Below are 15,901 nucleotides of genomic sequence, written 5' to 3' on the forward strand. Positions count from 1 at the left end.
GCCCGACGCCCCTCATTCTGGCGCACGGCCTTCAGGGGACCGGGGGCACCGTCCGCGTCGGTCCGCCCGGCCGCAGGCCCTCACTCCAGCACCGGCAACAACTCCGGCAGATGCCCGTCCGACGCGGCGGCGGCCCGCTGCCGTTCCTCCGGCACCTCGCCGTACAGCGTCGTCCGGGGCCTGGCCGGGCGGCCCGCCGCCTCGGCCACCGCGATCAGGTCCTTGACCGACTTGTACGAGCCGTAGGACGACCCGGCCATGCGGGAGATGGTCTCCTCCATGAGGGTGCCGCCGAGGTCGTTGGCGCCGGAGCGCAGCATTTCGGCGGCCCCCTCGGCGCCGAGTTTGACCCAGCTGGTCTGGATGTTGGGGATGTGCGGGTGGAGCAGGAGACGGGCCATCGCCACCACGGCGCGGTTGTCGCGGGTGGTCGGGCCGGGGCGGGCGATGCCGGCCAGGTAGACGGGGGCGTTGGTGTGGATGAAGGGCAGCGTCACGAACTCCGTGAAGCCGCCGGTCTCCTGCTGGATCCGGGCGAGCGTGCGGAAGTGGCCGAGCCAGTGGCGGGGCTGGTCGACATGGCCGTACATCATCGTCGACGACGAGCGGAGGCCCAGCTCGTGCGCCGTCGTGACGACCTCGATCCACGTCGCCGCAGGCAGTTTGCCCTTCGTCAGCACCCAGCGGACCTCGTCGTCGAGGATCTCCGCGGCGGTGCCCGGGATCGAGTCGAGGCCCGCCTCCTTGGCGGCCGTCAGCCACTCCCGGACGGACAGACCGGTGCGGGTGGCTCCGTTGACCACCTCCATCGGCGAGAAGGCGTGGACGTGCATGCCGGGGACCCGTTCCTTGACCGCCTTCGCGATGTCGAAGTAGGCGGTGCCGGGCAGGTCGGGGTGGATGCCGCCCTGCATGCAGACCTCGACCGCGCCGACGTCCCAGGCCTGTGCGGCGCGCTCCGCGACCTGTTCCAGCGACAGGGTGTAGGCGTCGGCGTCCGTGCGGCGCTGGGCGAAGGCGCAGAAGCGGCAGCCGGTGTAGCAGACGTTCGTGAAGTTGATGTTCCGCGTGACGATGTAGGTGACGTCGTCGCCGACGGCGGACCGGCGGACGTCGTCGGCGACCCGGCAGAGCGCGTCGAGCGCGGCGCCGTCGGCGTGCAGCAGGGCGAGCGCCTCGGCGTCGGTGAGCTTCGTGGGGTCGTCCGCGGCGGTGGCCAGCGCCTGCCGTACGTCGGTGTCGATGCGCTCGGGGGCCATGCCGGGCGCGGCGGCCTCGCGCAGCGCCTCCCAGTCGCCGTACACCTCGTCGAAGTCGTCGCGCCGGTCGCCGGTGCGGCCCTCGGTGTCGATGGTGTGGTGCAGGTCGGTGCGTCCGGAGGAGACGAAGGCCTCCTCCGGCTCCTGCCACGGGTGTCCCTCGACGACCGCGTCGGGGCGGGCGAGGCCGGTCTCCGGGTCGGCGAGCGCCCGGACGTGCGGCAGCAGCCGCGGGTCCAGCCAGGGCTCGCCGCGGCGCACGAACTCCGGGTAGACGCAGAGCCGTTCGCGCAGTTCGAAGCCCTCGGTTGCCGAGCGGGCGGCGAGTTCCTCGATCCGAGGCCAGGGCCGTTCCGGGTTCACGTGGTCGATGGTCAGCGGCGAGACGCCGCCCCAGTCGTCGATGCCCGCACCGATGAGCCGTCCGTACTCGCTGTCGACGAGGTTCGGCGGGGCCTGGAGGCAGGCCGACGGGCCCATGATGTGCCGGGCCACGGCGACCGCGGCGACCAGTTCGTCGAGTTCCGCGTCCGGCATGCCACGCATCGCGGTGTCCGGCTTGGCGCGGAAGTTCTGGATGATCAGCTCCTGGATGCCGTGGTACGACCGCGACACCCGGCGCAGCGCGAACAGCGACTCGGCGCGCTCCTCGTACGTCTCCCCGATGCCGATGAGCAGTCCGCTGGTGAAGGGGACGGAGGAGCGCCCGGCGTCCTCCAGGACCCGCAGTCTGACGGCGGGTTCCTTGTCGGGGGAGCCGTGGTGCGGGCCGCCGGGCTCGCTCCACAGCCGGGTCGCGGTGGTCTCCAGCATCATGCCCATCGACGGGGCCACCGGCTTGAGCCGCTGGAAGTCCGTCCAGGACATCACTCCCGGGTTGAGGTGCGGGAGCAGGCCGGTCTCCTCCAGGATGCGGACGGAAATGGCCCGTACGTAGGCGATCGTGTCGTCGTACCCGTGGGCGTCGAGCCATTCCCGGGCCTCGGGCCAGCGGTCCTCGGGCTTGTCGCCGAGGGTGATCAGGGCTTCCTTGCAGCCGAGTTCGGCGCCGCGGCGGGCGACGTCGAGCACTTCGTCGGGGGACATGAACATCCCGTGGCCCTCGCGGCGCAGCTTGCCGGGGACCGTGACGAAGGTGCAGTAGTGGCATTTGTCCCGGCACAGGCGGGTCAGCGGGATGAAGACGCTCTTGGAGTACGTGATGACGCCCGGACGGCCGGCCGCCTGAAGGCCCGCGTCGCGCACACGCGCGGCGGACGCGGCCAGGTCCTCGAGGTCGGCGCCGCGCGCCCGGAGGAGAACCGCCGCCTCACCGACGTCGAGCGCGACGCCGTCGCGGGCACGTCTGAGCGCGCGCCGCATGGAGTTCGCCGTCGGCCCGGTCCCGGACGTCGCGGGAGTCGTGGGCCCGGTTCCGGGAGTCTCGGAAGTCGTCATCCTTCGAGCATACGATCGCGGTGATCAGGCACAGCAGGGCCCGCGCGCAATCCCGGTGCGTCCGGGGGCGTCGCGTGCGCGCAAACCGCCGATCCCCTTCCCGTTCAACGGCGTTCACGGCCGGGCAGCAGGGTTGCCCCTGCCACCCCCGCGCCACACCATGGCAGTCAATGTCATGCTCGACCACCCCTGGGAGCAGCAGCATGTGCGAGGACGACCACGGAAACGGGATGGGCAGACGCGCCCTGTTCGTGACGGGCGCCGCCGCGGCGCTTACGTTGGGAAGCGTGACCTTCGCGAGCGGCGCCGACGCGGCCGGCGACTCCGGCACCCCGGCGGGCGGTTCGAAGACCCGCACGGTGCGCGGCACCCTGCCCACCGGTTCGCCCGACTTCGTGTACCTGCCGGTCGAAGTGCCGCGCGGGGTGCGGGAGATCAGGGTCGCGTACACCTACGAGAGGCCGTCCGTGCCTGCCGGCACCGCGGGCAACGCCCTGGACATCGGCATCTTCGACGAGCGCGGCACCGCGCCGGGCGGCCGGGGTTTCCGCGGCTGGTCGGGCGGGGCGCGCACCGAGTTCTTCCTGCGCGGCGACGACGCCACCCCCGGGTACGTCCCCGGCCCGGTCCGCGCCGGCACCTGGCACATCGCGCTCGGCCCCTACACGGTGGCCCCGCAGGGACTGGCGTACGAGGTCACCATCACCCTCACCTACGGCGAGCAGGCCCCGACCCCCGAGCCGGCCTACCCGCCGCAGCGCGCGAAGGGCCGCGGCCGGGACTGGTACCGCGGCGACTGCCATCTGCACTCCTGGTACTCGGACGGCCGCCGCACACCGGCCGAGATCGCCGCGCTGGCCCGCGCCGCCGGTCTCGACTTCATCAACACCTCGGACCACAACACCCACTCCGCGCACCCCCATTGGGCGGACCAGGCGGGCGACGACCTGCTGATCATGCTCGGTGAGGAGATCACCACCCGCAACGGCCACGTGGTGGCCCTCGGCACCGACCCCGGCACCTTCGTCGACTGGCGCTACCGCGCCCGGGACAACCGATTCGGCCGGTACGCGCGTCAGATCCGGGGCGCCGGGGGCCTCGTCGTGCCCGCCCACCCGCACGCCACCTGCATCGGCTGCGCCTGGAAGTTCGGCTTCGGGGAGGCGGACGCGGTCGAGGTGTGGAACGGCCCGTACACGCCCGACGACGAGGTGGCCCTGGCCGACTGGGACGGCATGCTGGTCGCCTCCGTGCGCTCCGGGCGCGACTGGCTCCCCGCGATGGGCAACAGCGACGCGCACCGCGACCCCGACCCGGTCGGCACGCCGCAGACCGTCGTCCTCGCCGACGACCTGACACGCGAGGCCGTCCAGGACGGCATCCGTGCGGGCCGCTCGTACGTGGCCGAGTCGAAGACCGTCTCGCTGTCCTTCACGGCGTCCGGCGGCCGGGGAGAGCACGCGGGCATCGGCGAACGGCTGCACGTGGACCGGGAGACCCCGGTCACCGTGCGTCTGGAGGCCACCGGCGTCCCCCGCTGCACGGTCCGCTTCGTCACCGACCAGGGCGTCCTGTTCACCAGCGCCCCGCTGCCGGTGTCCGGCTCGGGCACGGTCGAGTGGCGCACCACGGCCTCCTACGCGGCGTACGTACGGGCCGAGATACGGCACGAGGTGGCGGCCGGTCCGCTGCCGGGTGCCCTCGCCGCGTTCACCAACCCCATCTTCCTGGGGGCGTCCGGGGCCGCGGACGGGTGAGTCGGGACCTCAGGCGCTCAGGGCCTGCATCACGACCAGGAGGAGCACCAGCACGCCCAGCCCGGCCCCGCCCACCTTCGCACCGCCCCGGGGCACGAAGATCCCGAGGACCGTGCCGAGGGTGACGAGCGGTACGGCTCCCTGCGCGACGGCGGTCAGCGCGTCGCCGTGGCGCGGGGTGCGGACGCCGTCCTGGCAGGCCTCGCAGGCGATGGCGAGCAGCGGCCCGACCAGGCCGACGAGGGCGCCGGTGAACAGCACCAGCAGCGCGAGTGCGGTCGGTCCGGCCCATGCGGCGGGGGTGCGCCGAGCCTCGGTGACGGGTTTTGCCGGTGCGCCGGAGCCTCTCGTGTGATCCATGCCCCGACGCTACGGACCCGGGCCGCGCCGGGCATCCGTGCGCGTACTCAGTCGGCCCCTCTGCTGCGGCTCAGGACCGCCGTCCGCCCGACGGCCGTCCCGCAGCGTCGGTGCCGTCCGGGGGCGTGTTGGAGAGCCGGTCGAGCCACTCGCCGAGCAGGCCCGTCTCGGCGGGGGTGAGGGCCGAGCTCGGGGACTGGCGCAGGATCGCGCCGAGGCGGGCGGCTGTCGCGGGGACCCGCGGCCCTTGCGCCCCCTCCGCGGCCGGCGTAAGGGACCCGGCGTCCGGGGTGAAGACCACGGCGTGCACGGCGTCCCGGACCCGTCGGGACAGGGACGCGTCGGTGAAGCTCGCCGGTCGGGAGACCAGCATCAGCGCGACACCGACGTTGGCCGACATGATCATCTGAGCGGCGAGCTCGGGGGCGAGACGCAGCCTGCCCAGTTCGGCGGCGCGCCGCAGGTCCGACGTGAGGATCTCGTGGGACTCCAGGGCAGCGGCCGGGGGCGTGCGCATGACCGGGGAGTTCATGAGCCGGTAGAGGTTCGGGTTGCGCAGGGCGAACTCGGTGTGGGTGTCCCAGCCGTCGCGCAGATCCTGGAGCGGGTCCGTGCCGGGACGGCGATCGCGTTTGGTCGCCAGGTACTGGTCCCAGCCGTGGTCGACGACCGCGGACAGCAGGCCTTCCTTGTCCCCGAAGTGGCGGTAGAGCGCCGGGGCGCCGACTCCGGCGGCCTCGCAGACCGCCCGGGTCGAGACGTCCCCGTCCGGTGACTCGGCGACCAGCGCGGCCGCCACTTCGAGGATGCGTGCTTTGGTACTCACGCCAGGGACGCTATCCGAGGCCGCGGTGGCGGGGGGGCGGGTGCTCACGCCGCCGTCGCCCGCGGGGCGAGCAGATCGCCCAGGCCGATCCGGGTCAGGAACTCCACACGGATGCGGTCCGCGACCCGGCTGACCTCCTCCGACCCGTCGTCCGCGGGGTCGACATGGACCCGGAACGGCCGCTCGCCGTGCGGGGTGTCGACGACCTCGACGACGGCGTCGGCGACCAGGGACGCGTCGGCGCCGGCCGGGGCGAGGTCGGCGAGCCACCGGGCGACCTGCTCGGTCAGCGCGCCGTAGCGCTGCTCGTACGCCGGCAGCACGGTCTGCTCGGCGGGGTGACCGCCCGTCGCGAAGTGGTCGGTGCCCGAGGTGAAGGCGCCGGGCACCACGATGGTCGTCTCGATGCCGAAGCGGGCCAGCTCGGCGGCGTAGGACACGGCGAGCGCGTCCATCGCGGCCTTGGCGGCGAAGTACGGCGCGAGGTACGGCGGGGTGCCGCCCCTGCTGGACGTGGAGCCGACCCACAGCAGCAGGCCGTGTTCCCGGGCACGCAGGTGGGGCAGCGCGGCCCGGTTGACGCGCTGGGTGCCGAGGACGTTCACGTCGTAGACCGCGGCCATTTCCTCGGGGGTGAAGGCCTCGGCGGGACCGGTCACCATGTGGCCCGCGTTGTGGACGATCACGTCGAGGCCGCCCGCCTCGGTGAGGACGGTGGCCACGGCGGTGTCCGCCGACTCCTGGGAGAGGACGTCGAGTTCGACCGTGCGCAGGTCCACGCCGTGCTCCGCGGCATGGGCCGCGGCCCGGGCGACGCGGTCCGCGTTGCGCCCCCGCGTGTCGCGCATCGCGGCGTAGACCGTGTGCCCGGCGCGGGCGAGCGCGCGGGCGGACAGGGCGCCGAAGCCGCTGCCGGCGCCGGTGATGAGGATCGTCTTCTTGCTCATGTCGGAACTCCTCGGACGAGGGACGGGCGGGCGGCGGGGCGGCGGGGCGTCAGACGATGCCGCCGTTGGCGCGGACCACCTGGCCGTTGACCCAGTGCCCGGCGGGCGAGGCGATGAAGGCGACGAGGGAGGCGATGTCCCCGGGGGTGCCGAGGCGCTCCAGCGGCGGCTGGGCGGCCATCCGCGCGACGGTCTCCTCGTCCTTGCCGTCCAGGAACAGCTCGGTGGCGGTCGGTCCGGGGGCCACGGCGTTGACGGTGACGTCCCGGCCGCGCAGTTCGCGGGCCAGGATCAGCGTCATCGCCTCGACGGCGCCCTTGGAGGCGGCGTACGCGCTGTAGCCGGGCAGGGCGAGGCCCAGCACGGAGCTGGAGATGTTGACCAGGGCGCCGCCCGCGCGCAGCCGGCGCGCGGCCTGCCGGTCGACGACGAACGTGCCGCGGATGTTGGTGCGGTGCATCCGGTCGAGGTCGTCGAGGTCGAGGTCCACGAGCGGGGCCAGGGTCATCGATCCGGCGGCGTGCACGACGACGTCCACGCCGCCGAAGGCCTGCTCCGCCGCGTCGAACAGGCCGGCCACCGCGGACTCGTCTGCCACGTCGGCGCGGACGGCGATCGCCCGCCCGCCCGCTTCGGTGATCGCGAGGACGGTCTTGTCCGCCTCCGTGCCGTTGCTCGCGTAGTTCACGACGACGGCGTGTCCCTGGGCGGCGAGCCGCTCGGCGGTCTCCCGGCCGATGCCGCGTGATCCGCCGGTGACGATCGCGACGCGGGGGAAGGCTGCGGCCGGCTCGTGCTGCTCGCTCATGGCGTTGCTCCTTGGCGTGACGGTGGTAGCGGTGTTCCGCTTCCGACAGAATCAACGCTAACACTTATCGAGTAGCGACGCTACCTCTCCTTCGTAGCATCGCTACGGAACACCGCTACGGAACACCGGTACGGCGATTCGGCGGCACGGCGGCGCACAGTGGCACGGCGGCACGGCGGCGTGAGGCCGTGGCCGGGAACGGCCCGCCCGGCCACCGCCGCCCCGCCCCGATAGGGTCGACGGGACCGGACGGGAGAAGCCCTCATGTCGCGCTACCTCGACACCAAGCAGCGGGCCGTCACGACGTTCCAGCGGCGGATCGGCAACCCGCTGCTGAAGCGGTTGCCCTGGCAGACCCTGCTGGAGACCACCGGGCGCACCTCCGGGCTGCCGCGCCGGACCCCCGTCGGCGGGCGCCGCGTCGGCGACTCGTTCTGGCTCGTCTCCGAGTTCGGCGACAGGTCCCAGTACGTACGGAACATCGAGGCCGACCCGCGGGTCCGGGTCCGCATCCGGGGCCGCTGGTACCAGGGCACCGCCCACCCGCTCCCCGACGACGACCCGCGGGCACGCCTCGGACTGCTGCCGCGCATGAACAGCGCCGCCGTCCGCGCCCTCGGCACGCGGCTGCTGACCGTCCGGGTCGACCTGACCGACCGACCGTCCGGGCCTGCCTGAGCGACTGGGCCGACCTGACCCCGGCCGACCGTCCGCAGCCCGCCGGACCCGCCGGCGCTCGCCCGGCCGCGCCTCACCCCGGCCAGACGATGGCCTGCACCTCGCTGTAGGCGTGCAGCGCGTAGGACCCCACGTCCCGCCCGACGCCGCTCTTCCTGAATCCGCCGAACGGGGCCTCCATGTTGCGGCCGACCGTGTTCACGCCCACCCCGCCGGCCCGCAGCCGGCGGGCGACGCGGAAGGCGCGGGCGACGTCGCCGGACCAGACGTAGTCGATCAGGCCGTAGTCGCTGTCGTTGGCGAGGGCGACCGCCTCCTCCTCGTCGTCGAAGGGGAGGACGGCGACGACCGGACCGAAGATCTCCTCACGCACCACCCGCATGTCGGGCGTGCAGTCGGCGAGCAGGGTGGGTGCGACGTAGAAACCCCGTTCGGCGGCCGGCCGTTCGCCGCCCGCGACGACGCGCGCACCCTCCTTGCGCCCCAGTTCGACGTACGCCTCGACACGGTCGCGATGGGCCGCGGAGATGACGGGGCCGACCACCGTGCCCTGCTCCCTCGGGTCGCCCACCGTCAAGTGCCCCGCGTACGCGGCCAGTCGCCCGACCAGCCGGTCGTACACGCCTCGCTGCACGATCACCCTGGTCGGCGCCGTGCAGACCTGCCCGCTGTAGAACGAGAACGTGGTGCCGATCCCCGACACCGCCGAGTCCAGGTCGGCGTCGTCGAAGACGACCGCCGCGCCCTTCCCGCCCAGCTCCATCAACTGCCGCTTCATCCCCCGGCCGCACACCTCGGCGATCCGCTGCCCGACGGCGGTCGAACCGGTGAAGCTGACCATGTCGACGTCGGGGCAGTCGACCGCGGCCTCCCCGGCCTCCGGGCGCGATCCCGACACCACGTTCACCACGCCCGGCGGAGCGCCGGCCGCCTCCAGGGCCTCCGCCATCCGGTACACCGACAGCGGGTCCTGCGGCGCGGGCTTGACCACCACGGTGTTGCCCATGGCCAGGGCGGGGGCCACCTTGCCGGCCGGGTTGGCCCAGGGATTGTTGTACGAGGTGATGCACGTGACCACCCCCACCGGGTGGCGCACGGCCAGCGCGCCCATCACGGCGGCCCCGCCGAACGGGCCGGCCTCGTTGATCTGCGGCGGCAGCGGCTGTTCGACGGGCTCGACCTTCGCGTAGCGCCTGAAGCGGGCCACCGCGACCCCCACCTGCATGGCGCGCGCCGTGCCCGTCGTGGCACCGCTCTCGGCCCGGGCGAGCTCGGCGTACGGGAGGACGTTGCGCTGGATGATCCCGGCCGCCCGGCCGAGCACCGCGGCGCGCTCCTCCGCGGGTGTGCGCGACCACGCGCCGAAGGCCTCGCGGGCCGCCGCCGCGGCCGCGTGCACCTGGTCCCGCGAGGCCTCGGGGGCGAGCCCGACGGCCTCCTCGGTCGCCGGGTCGATCACCTCGTAGTGCCCGTGCTCGGGCTCCACCCACGCCCCGCCGATGAACAACCGCTGCTCGCCGGTCACCTGACCCCCTCGAAGAACCGGTCCGGGCCCCCGTGCGGCGGCCCGGACGCCCGTCACCTGGTGTTCACCGTCCGCGTGTCCCGCCCGGAGCGGAGCACCTTGCCTGGCACGGCGCCGGTCACCGTGTCCTGCCTGATCGCCTCGACGCCGTTGACCCACACCGCGCTCACGCCGATCGCCTTGGAGTCGAGGCGCGGGCTGTCACCCGGCAGGTCGTGCACCAGGGTGGCCTTGCCGGCGTCGATCCGTTCCGGGTCGAAGAGGACCAGGTCGGCATGGAACCCCACCTCGATGCGTCCGCGCTCGCGCAGCCCGAACAGCTGCGCCGGGTCGTCCGTCAGCATCCGTACGGCCTGCTCCAGCGTCGCCAGCTTCCGCCCGCGCAGACAGTCGCCGAGAAAGCGCGTGGTGTACGGGGCTCCGCACATGCGGTCCAGGTGGGCGCCCGCGTCGGAGCCGCCGAGCAGCACGTCCCGGTGCCGCCAGGTCTCCGCGCGCAGCGCCCACGAGCCGGGGTCGTTGTCGGTGGGCATCGGCCACAGCACGGTCCGCAGGTCGTCGTGGGCGCAGATCTCGACCAGGCACGCGAAGGGCTCCTGGCCGCGCTCGGCCGCGATGTCCCGGACCACCCGGCCGGTCAGTCCCTCGTTGGCCGCACTGTACGTGTCCCCGATGACATAGCGCCCGAAGTCGGCGAGCCTCCGGAAGACGCCCGCCTCCTTGCTGTCGGCCCGCCGCAGCATCTCGGCACGGACGTCCGGGTCGCGGAGCTGCGCGATGCGTTCCGGGACGGGCAGTGCGAGGACCGGGCCCCAGCCGGGGATCAGGTTCAGCGCACAGAAGGTGCCGAGCGACATGTTCATCGGGGTGAGGATCGGCATGGTGAGCGCGACGACGCGGCCACCGGCCTTGCGGGCGCGTTCGCTCGCCCCCAGCTGCCGCGGGACGCGTTCGGGCACGGCCGCGTCGATCGTCAGGACGTTCCAGTTCAGCGGGCGGCCCGCCGCCGCGCTCATCTCCACCAACAGGTCGATCTCGGCGTCGCTGAACTGGTCGAGGCAGCCCGCCACGATCGCCTCGATCTGTGTGCCCTCGTGCTCGCCGACCGCCTTGCTGAGCGCCAGCAGTTCCGCGGGCCGGGCGTGCCGTGAGGCGACCGGTTCGCCGTCGCCGTCGGAGTGGGTGGAGGACTGGGTGGTGGACAGGCCCCAGGCGCCCGCGTCCATCGCCTCGTGGAGAAGGCGCAGCATGTCCTCCAGCTGGCCGGAGGTGGGCCGGCCCCCCACCGCGTCGGGTCCCATGACATGGCGGCGCAGCGCGCAGTGCCCGACCATGAAGCCGGCGTTGACGGCGATGCGGCCCTCCAGGGCGTCCAGGTACTCGCCGAAGGTGTGCCAGTTCCAGGGCGCGCCCTCCTCCAGGGCGACCAGGGACATGCCCTCGACCTTGGACATCATGCGGCGGGTGTAGTCGGCGTCGGCGGGGCGTGCGGGGTTCAGCGGCGCCAGGGTGAAGCCGCAGTTGCCGCCCGCGACCGTGGTGACCCCGTGGTTGAGGGACGGCGTCGCGTACGGGTCCCAGAAGAGCTGGGCGTCGTAGTGCGTGTGCGGGTCGACGAAGCCGGGCGCCAGGACGAGGCCGGCCGCGTCCTCGGACGTACGGGACTCCTCGGTGACCATGCCGACGGCGGCGACACGGCCGTCCCGTATGCCGACGTCGGCGACGAACGCGGGCGCGCCGGTCCCGTCGACGACGGTCGCGCCCCTGATGACGTGATCGAGCATGGCGGCGTCCCTCCTTGAACTCCGCGGCGGTGGGCGCCCCCGGAGGGGCGCGGGGAACTGCGCGGCCGGCCGCCGGGGGTCCGCGGTCGCCCGGCGGTCCGCGGCCCCGCGGCGTTCAGGCGCTCTGCCGGAACCGCGTGGTCCGGTGCACGGGATCCGTGTCGATCTTCGGGATCACGTGTTCGCCGATCAGCCGGATGGTCTGCAGGGTCTCCTCCTTGGGCACCCCGACCGGCAGGCCGAAGCTGAGCTGGTCGGCGCCCGCCTGCTCCCAGCGCTTGCACTGGGTGAGCACCTCGTCCGGGTCGCCGCAGATCAGCAGTTCCTCCTCGATGAGGAGCTCGACGAACTCGGGGGTGTACTCGGGGAGCGTCTCGGGCCAGACGGGGAAGCCCTCGGGGCGCGGGAAGGTGTCGTGGTAGCGGAAGACGAGGGACGGCAGGTAGTGCAGTCCGCCGCGGACGGCGATGTCGATGGCCTCGTCGTGGGTGGGCGCGCAGATGGCGGTCGTCGTCACCATCACGTTGTCGTTGACGAAGTCGCCGATCGGGTCGGCGTTCACGATCGCGGTCTTGTACTGCTCCAGCACCCACTCCATGTCGGAGACCTTCTGGATGCTGAAGCCGAGCACTCCGAGGCCCTTGCGGGCGGCCATGGCGTACGAGGGCGGCGAGCCGGCGGCGTACCACATGGCCGGGTGCGACTTCCCGTACGGCTTCGGCAGGATCTTGCGCGGCGGCAGCGACCAGAACTTGCCCTGGAAGCCGACGTACTCGTCCTGGAGCCACATCTTCGGGAACTCGGCGATCGTCTCCTCCCAGATCTCCTTGGTGAAGTTCATGTCGGTGACGCCCGGTATGAAGCCGAGGATCTCGTGCGAGCCGGCGCCGCGCCCCGAGCCGAACTCGAAGCGGTTGCGCGAGAGGTGGTCGAGCATGGCGACCTTCTCGGCGACCTTCACCGGGTGGTTGACCTGGGCGAGCGGGTTGAAGATGCCCGAGCCGAGGTGGATGCGTTCGGTCGCGTGCGCCAGGTAGCCGAGGTAGACGTCGTTCGCCGAGAGGTGCGAGTACTCCTCCAGGAAGTGGTGCTCGGACGCCCAGGCGTACTTGAATCCGGACTTGTCCGCCTGGATGACGTACTCGGTCTCCTCCATCAGCGCCTTGTGCTCGGCGAGCGGATCGGTCTCGGCCCGCTTGCCCACGTATCCCTGTACAAAGAGCCCGAATTCCAAGGAGGTTCACCGTCCCCACGTCTTTATCTGACAGACCGTCAGATCTAATGGGCCGACTGTCGCACCGCACCCTTGAGCCGTCAATAGCTGACAGCGCGTCAGATGACGCTGACCCCGGCCAGCCATCCCCCGTCGATCACGAACGGCTGCCCGGTGATGTAGGACGAGTCCTCGCCGGTCAGGAACAGGGCCAGCCGGGCCACCTCCTCCGGCCGCCCCACGCGCCCCAGCGGCACGAGCCTGCGGTACAACTCGTCGAGGGCGGCGGAGGTCTCCTCGGGGTCGGCGTCCGGGTCGAGCTGCGCGGGGTTGCTCATGGCGGTGTCGACGGCGCCGGGACACACCGCGTTGACCCGTATCCCCTTGGCCGCGAGCTCCAGGGCGGCCACCCGGGTCAGCCCGACGATGGCGTGCTTGGTCGCCGCGTACGCGCCCACCCACGCCATGCCGGTGAGTCCCGTGTACGAGGCCGTGTTCACGATCGTGCCGCCGCCCGCGGCGGCGATCTCCGGCGCGACGGTCTTGATGCCGAGGAACACCCCGACCTGGTTGACCTGCACGATCTGCTGGAACTCGTCGAGGGGCGTGTCGACCAGTTCGTTGAAGCGCAGGATGCCGGCGTTGTTGACGAGCCCGTCGACGCGCCCGTACGCGCCCTTCGCCGCCGCCGTGGCCGCGCGCCAGTCGTCCTCACTGCTCACGTCGAGGTGGACGTAGCGGGCCCCGATCTCCTTGGCGAGGGTCTCGCCCTGGTCGTCCAGCACGTCGGCGAGGACGACCCGCGCACCCTCCGCCACGAAGAGCCGCGCCTCCTGCTCGCCCTGTCCGCGCGCCGCGCCGGTGACGATGACGACGCGTCCGTCCAGCTTGCCCATGCCGTGTCTCCCTGCTCTGCCTGGTTGGGGGGTGCGGGCGAGGGCGGGCCCGGCCGCACCTCCTGGGTCCGAAGCCGCGCCCCGCCTCAGTCGAGGAGGGGCCCGACCTCCGCGCCGAACGCGGCCATCTGGTCGGTGAGCTCGCCGCGGCTGCGGCTGCGGAAGCGCACCTGTATCTGGTGCACGCCCATCGCGCGGTACGCCCGCAGCGACTCGGCGAGCGCCTCGGGCGGTCCGTGCAGGGTGCGCCGCCCGACGTCCCAGCCCGGCTCGCCGACGTACAGCGGCTCGGTGATCGCGCCGACGGTCAGGGGGTCCTCGATACCCGCCTGCGCGCGCAGCTCGCCGAGCCGGGCGATCTGCGCGGGCAGCCGGTCGCGCGGGTCGCCCTGCGGCAGCCAGCCGTCCCCGCGGAGCGCGGCACGGCGCACGGCGGCGGGCGAGGAACCGCCGACCCACACGGGCACCCGGTCCTGGACCGGCCTCGGCCGCTGCCCGAGTCCCTCGAAGTCGTACAGCTTGCCGTGGTGGACGGGGAACTCCTCGGGGCCGAGGGCGGCGCGCAGCGCGTCCACGGTCTCGTCGAGCACCGCCCCGCGCCGCTCGAAGTCGGCCCCGACCGCGTCGAACTCCTCGCGCACATGCCCCGCGCCCACCCCGAGCACGAGCCGGCCGCCGGACAGATGGTCCAGGGTCGCGTACTGCTTCGCCGTGACGAGCGGATGCCGCAGTCCGACGATCGCGACATGACTGAGCAGCCGGACCCGCTCCGTCACGGCCGCTAGATGCGCGAGGGTGGCGACGGGGTCGTACCAGATGGTGCTCATCGCCCCGGCGAGGCGGCGCGGGACGGCCACGTGATCGCAGCTCGCGATGTAGTCGAAGCCGGCGCGGTCGGCGCCGCGGGCGATCTCGACGAGGTCGGCCGGGCCCGCCGAGGCCTCCCACGCCTCCGCGTAGAGCGTGCTCTGCGACTGGACCGGGAGCTGCATCCCGTACGCCAGTCGCCCTTCGGGCGGCACCTGCATGGCGCACCCTCCAATCTGACGATCCGTCATGTCGCTCGACTGCCCATCGTCGTAGCTGACTGACCGTCAGACAAGAGGGGGGCCGGTATTCAGGGCGCCCAGAGGCCGTCCTCCGTGAGCCCCAGCAGGTCGATCGCGTTGCGCCGCACGATCCGCTCGACGGCATCGGGGGCGAGATGGGCCATCTGCGCCTCGCCGACCTCCCGGGACTTCGGCCAGGTGGAGTCCGAGTGGGGGTAGTCCGTCTCGTACAGGACGTTGCCGACGCCGATCGCGTCCAGGTTCCGCAGCCCGAAGGCGTCGTCGAAGAAGCAGCCGTACACATGGTCGGCGAACAGCTCGGACGGCGGCCGGTGCACCTTGTCGGCGACCCCGCCCCAGCCCCGGTTCTCCTCCCACACCACGTCGGCCCGTTCGAGGATGTAGGGGATCCAGCCGATCTGCCCCTCCGCGTACATGACCTTCAGGTTCGGGAAGCGCTCGAACTTGCCGCTCATCAGCCAGTCCACCATCGAGAAGCAGCAGTTGGCGAAGGTGATGGTGGAGCCGACGGCGGGCGGGGCGTCGGCGGAGGTCGAGGGCATGCGGCTGGAGGAGCCGATGTGCATGGCGACGACCGTGCCGGTCTCGTCGCACGCGGCGAGGAAGGGGTCCCAGGCGTCGGTGTGGACGGAGGGCAGCCCCAGATGGGGAGGGATCTCGGAGAAGGCCACCGCGCGTACGCCACGGGCCGCATTGCGCCGTACCTCTTCCGCCGCACGTTCGGCGTCCCACAGCGGGATGAGCGTCAGCGGTATGAGGCGGCCCGCGGCCTGCGGTCCGCACCACTCCTCCACCATCCAGTCGTTGTAGGCCTTCACCGCGAGAAGGCCCAGTTCGCGGTCCTTGGCCTCGGTGAACGTCTGGCCGCAGAAACGCGGGAACGTGGGGAAGCAGAGCGCGGACTGGACGTGGTTGACGTCCATGTCGGCGAGGCGCCGGGGCACGTCGTACGAGCCTGGTCGCATCTGCTCGTACGTGATGACTTCGAGCCTGATCTCGTCGCGGGGGTACCCGACGGCCGTGTCGAGCCGGGTGAGCGGGCGGTGCAGGTCCTCGTACACCCACCAGTCGCCGACCGGGCCCTCGTCGCCCGGGGCGCCCATCACCGGGGCGAACTTCCCGCCGAGGAACGTCATCTCCTTCAGCGGCGCCCGGACGATGCGGGGGCCGGTGTCCTGGTACCTGGCCGGGAGCCTGTCGCGCCATACGTCGGGGGGCTCCACCGTGTGGTCGTCCACCGAGATGATCTTCGGGAAGGGCGTTTCGGAGGTCGCCGAAGGGCCCGCCTTGCTCTGCGTGGTCTCCATACGGGCCACGGTAGCGCTGATCTGACGACCCGTC

Annotated in this window: 13 protein-coding genes; 2 read left to right on the forward strand and 11 right to left on the reverse strand. The window is 72.7% G+C overall.

Going from position 1 to position 15,901, the window contains the following annotated elements:
* Nucleotides 1–80: 80 nt before the first annotated feature.
* Nucleotides 81–2,696, reverse strand: coding sequence for a bifunctional FO biosynthesis protein CofGH (locus H305_RS0124705; RefSeq protein WP_028802755.1), 2,616 nt, complete (start codon nt 2,694–2,696; stop codon nt 81–83).
* Nucleotides 2,697–2,899: 203 nt separating this feature from the next.
* Between H305_RS0124705 and H305_RS0124710 the strand changes: the two genes are divergently transcribed.
* Entirely contained in the window at nt 2,900–4,453 is a 1,554-nt protein-coding gene (locus tag H305_RS0124710; RefSeq protein WP_028802756.1) for a CehA/McbA family metallohydrolase, read from the forward strand.
* Nucleotides 4,454–4,462: 9 nt separating this feature from the next.
* On the opposite strand, the gene H305_RS47010 is transcribed toward H305_RS0124710, so the two are convergent.
* From H305_RS47010 to H305_RS0124730, 4 genes are all read right to left on the reverse strand, one after another.
* Nucleotides 4,463–4,813: a hypothetical protein gene (locus H305_RS47010; protein WP_051370920.1), complete on the reverse strand. Its 351-nt coding sequence runs from the start codon at nt 4,811–4,813 to the stop codon at nt 4,463–4,465.
* Between the two features lie 70 nt (nt 4,814–4,883).
* On the reverse strand, nt 4,884–5,639 hold the full coding sequence (locus H305_RS47015; protein ID WP_051370922.1) for a TetR/AcrR family transcriptional regulator: 756 nt from the start codon (nt 5,637–5,639) through the stop codon (nt 4,884–4,886).
* 44 nt (nt 5,640–5,683) lie between these two features.
* The gene (locus tag H305_RS0124725; protein WP_028802757.1) at nt 5,684–6,586 is read right to left on the reverse strand and encodes an SDR family NAD(P)-dependent oxidoreductase; all 903 of its coding nucleotides are present in this window, start codon (nt 6,584–6,586) and stop codon (nt 5,684–5,686) included.
* Between the two features lie 49 nt (nt 6,587–6,635).
* On the reverse strand, nt 6,636–7,394 hold the full coding sequence (locus H305_RS0124730; protein ID WP_028802758.1) for an SDR family oxidoreductase: 759 nt from the start codon (nt 7,392–7,394) through the stop codon (nt 6,636–6,638).
* A 264-nt stretch (nt 7,395–7,658) separates the two neighbouring features.
* On the opposite strand from H305_RS0124730, the gene H305_RS0124735 reads away from it, so the two are divergent.
* Nucleotides 7,659–8,072, forward strand: a complete 414-nt coding sequence (locus H305_RS0124735) for a nitroreductase/quinone reductase family protein (RefSeq protein ID WP_028802759.1) — start codon at nt 7,659–7,661, stop codon at nt 8,070–8,072.
* Between the two features lie 73 nt (nt 8,073–8,145).
* On the opposite strand, the gene H305_RS0124740 is transcribed toward H305_RS0124735, so the two are convergent.
* From H305_RS0124740 to H305_RS0124765, 6 genes are all read right to left on the reverse strand, one after another.
* Entirely contained in the window at nt 8,146–9,597 is a 1,452-nt protein-coding gene (locus H305_RS0124740) for an aldehyde dehydrogenase family protein (protein ID WP_028802760.1), read from the reverse strand.
* Between the two features lie 53 nt (nt 9,598–9,650).
* Entirely contained in the window at nt 9,651–11,381 is a 1,731-nt protein-coding gene (locus H305_RS0124745) for an N-acyl-D-amino-acid deacylase family protein (protein ID WP_028802761.1), read from the reverse strand.
* Nucleotides 11,382–11,496: 115 nt separating this feature from the next.
* The gene (locus H305_RS0124750) at nt 11,497–12,615 is read right to left on the reverse strand and encodes an LLM class flavin-dependent oxidoreductase (protein ID WP_078629232.1); all 1,119 of its coding nucleotides are present in this window, start codon (nt 12,613–12,615) and stop codon (nt 11,497–11,499) included.
* 98 nt (nt 12,616–12,713) lie between these two features.
* Nucleotides 12,714–13,490: an SDR family NAD(P)-dependent oxidoreductase gene (locus H305_RS0124755; protein ID WP_028802763.1), complete on the reverse strand. Its 777-nt coding sequence runs from the start codon at nt 13,488–13,490 to the stop codon at nt 12,714–12,716.
* Nucleotides 13,491–13,576: 86 nt separating this feature from the next.
* On the reverse strand, nt 13,577–14,518 hold the full coding sequence (locus tag H305_RS0124760) for an LLM class F420-dependent oxidoreductase (RefSeq protein ID WP_028802764.1): 942 nt from the start codon (nt 14,516–14,518) through the stop codon (nt 13,577–13,579).
* A gap of 89 nt (nt 14,519–14,607) precedes the next feature.
* Nucleotides 14,608–15,867 carry an amidohydrolase family protein gene (locus tag H305_RS0124765; RefSeq protein ID WP_037765218.1) on the reverse strand — a complete coding sequence of 420 codons (1,260 nt, stop codon included), beginning with the start codon at nt 15,865–15,867 and terminating at the stop codon, nt 14,608–14,610.
* Between the last annotated feature and the right edge of the window lie 34 nt (nt 15,868–15,901).

The organism is Streptomyces sp. 142MFCol3.1, assembly GCF_000424945.1.
GTDB classification, from domain to species: Bacteria; Actinomycetota; Actinomycetes; order Streptomycetales; family Streptomycetaceae; genus Streptomyces; species Streptomyces siamensis.

What these genes read in the sequence shown, in the direction of transcription:
- H305_RS0124725 (WP_028802757.1), bottom strand. Translation starts at nt 6,586, where the DNA reads ATGAGCAAGAAGACGATCCTCATCACCGGCGCCGGCAGCGGCTTCGGC.
- H305_RS0124710 (WP_028802756.1), top strand. Translation starts at nt 2,900, where the DNA reads ATGTGCGAGGACGACCACGGAAACGGGATGGGCAGACGCGCCCTGTTC.
- H305_RS0124730 (WP_028802758.1), bottom strand. Translation starts at nt 7,394, where the DNA reads ATGAGCGAGCAGCACGAGCCGGCCGCAGCCTTCCCCCGCGTCGCGATC.
- H305_RS0124705 (WP_028802755.1), bottom strand. Translation starts at nt 2,696, where the DNA reads ATGACGACTTCCGAGACTCCCGGAACCGGGCCCACGACTCCCGCGACG.
- H305_RS47010 (WP_051370920.1), bottom strand. Translation starts at nt 4,813, where the DNA reads ATGGATCACACGAGAGGCTCCGGCGCACCGGCAAAACCCGTCACCGAG.
- H305_RS0124760 (WP_028802764.1), bottom strand. Translation starts at nt 14,518, where the DNA reads ATGCAGGTGCCGCCCGAAGGGCGACTGGCGTACGGGATGCAGCTCCCG.
- H305_RS0124745 (WP_028802761.1), bottom strand. Translation starts at nt 11,381, where the DNA reads ATGCTCGATCACGTCATCAGGGGCGCGACCGTCGTCGACGGGACCGGC.
- H305_RS0124765 (WP_037765218.1), bottom strand. Translation starts at nt 15,867, where the DNA reads ATGGAGACCACGCAGAGCAAGGCGGGCCCTTCGGCGACCTCCGAAACG.
- H305_RS0124755 (WP_028802763.1), bottom strand. Translation starts at nt 13,490, where the DNA reads ATGGGCAAGCTGGACGGACGCGTCGTCATCGTCACCGGCGCGGCGCGC.
- H305_RS0124735 (WP_028802759.1), top strand. Translation starts at nt 7,659, where the DNA reads ATGTCGCGCTACCTCGACACCAAGCAGCGGGCCGTCACGACGTTCCAG.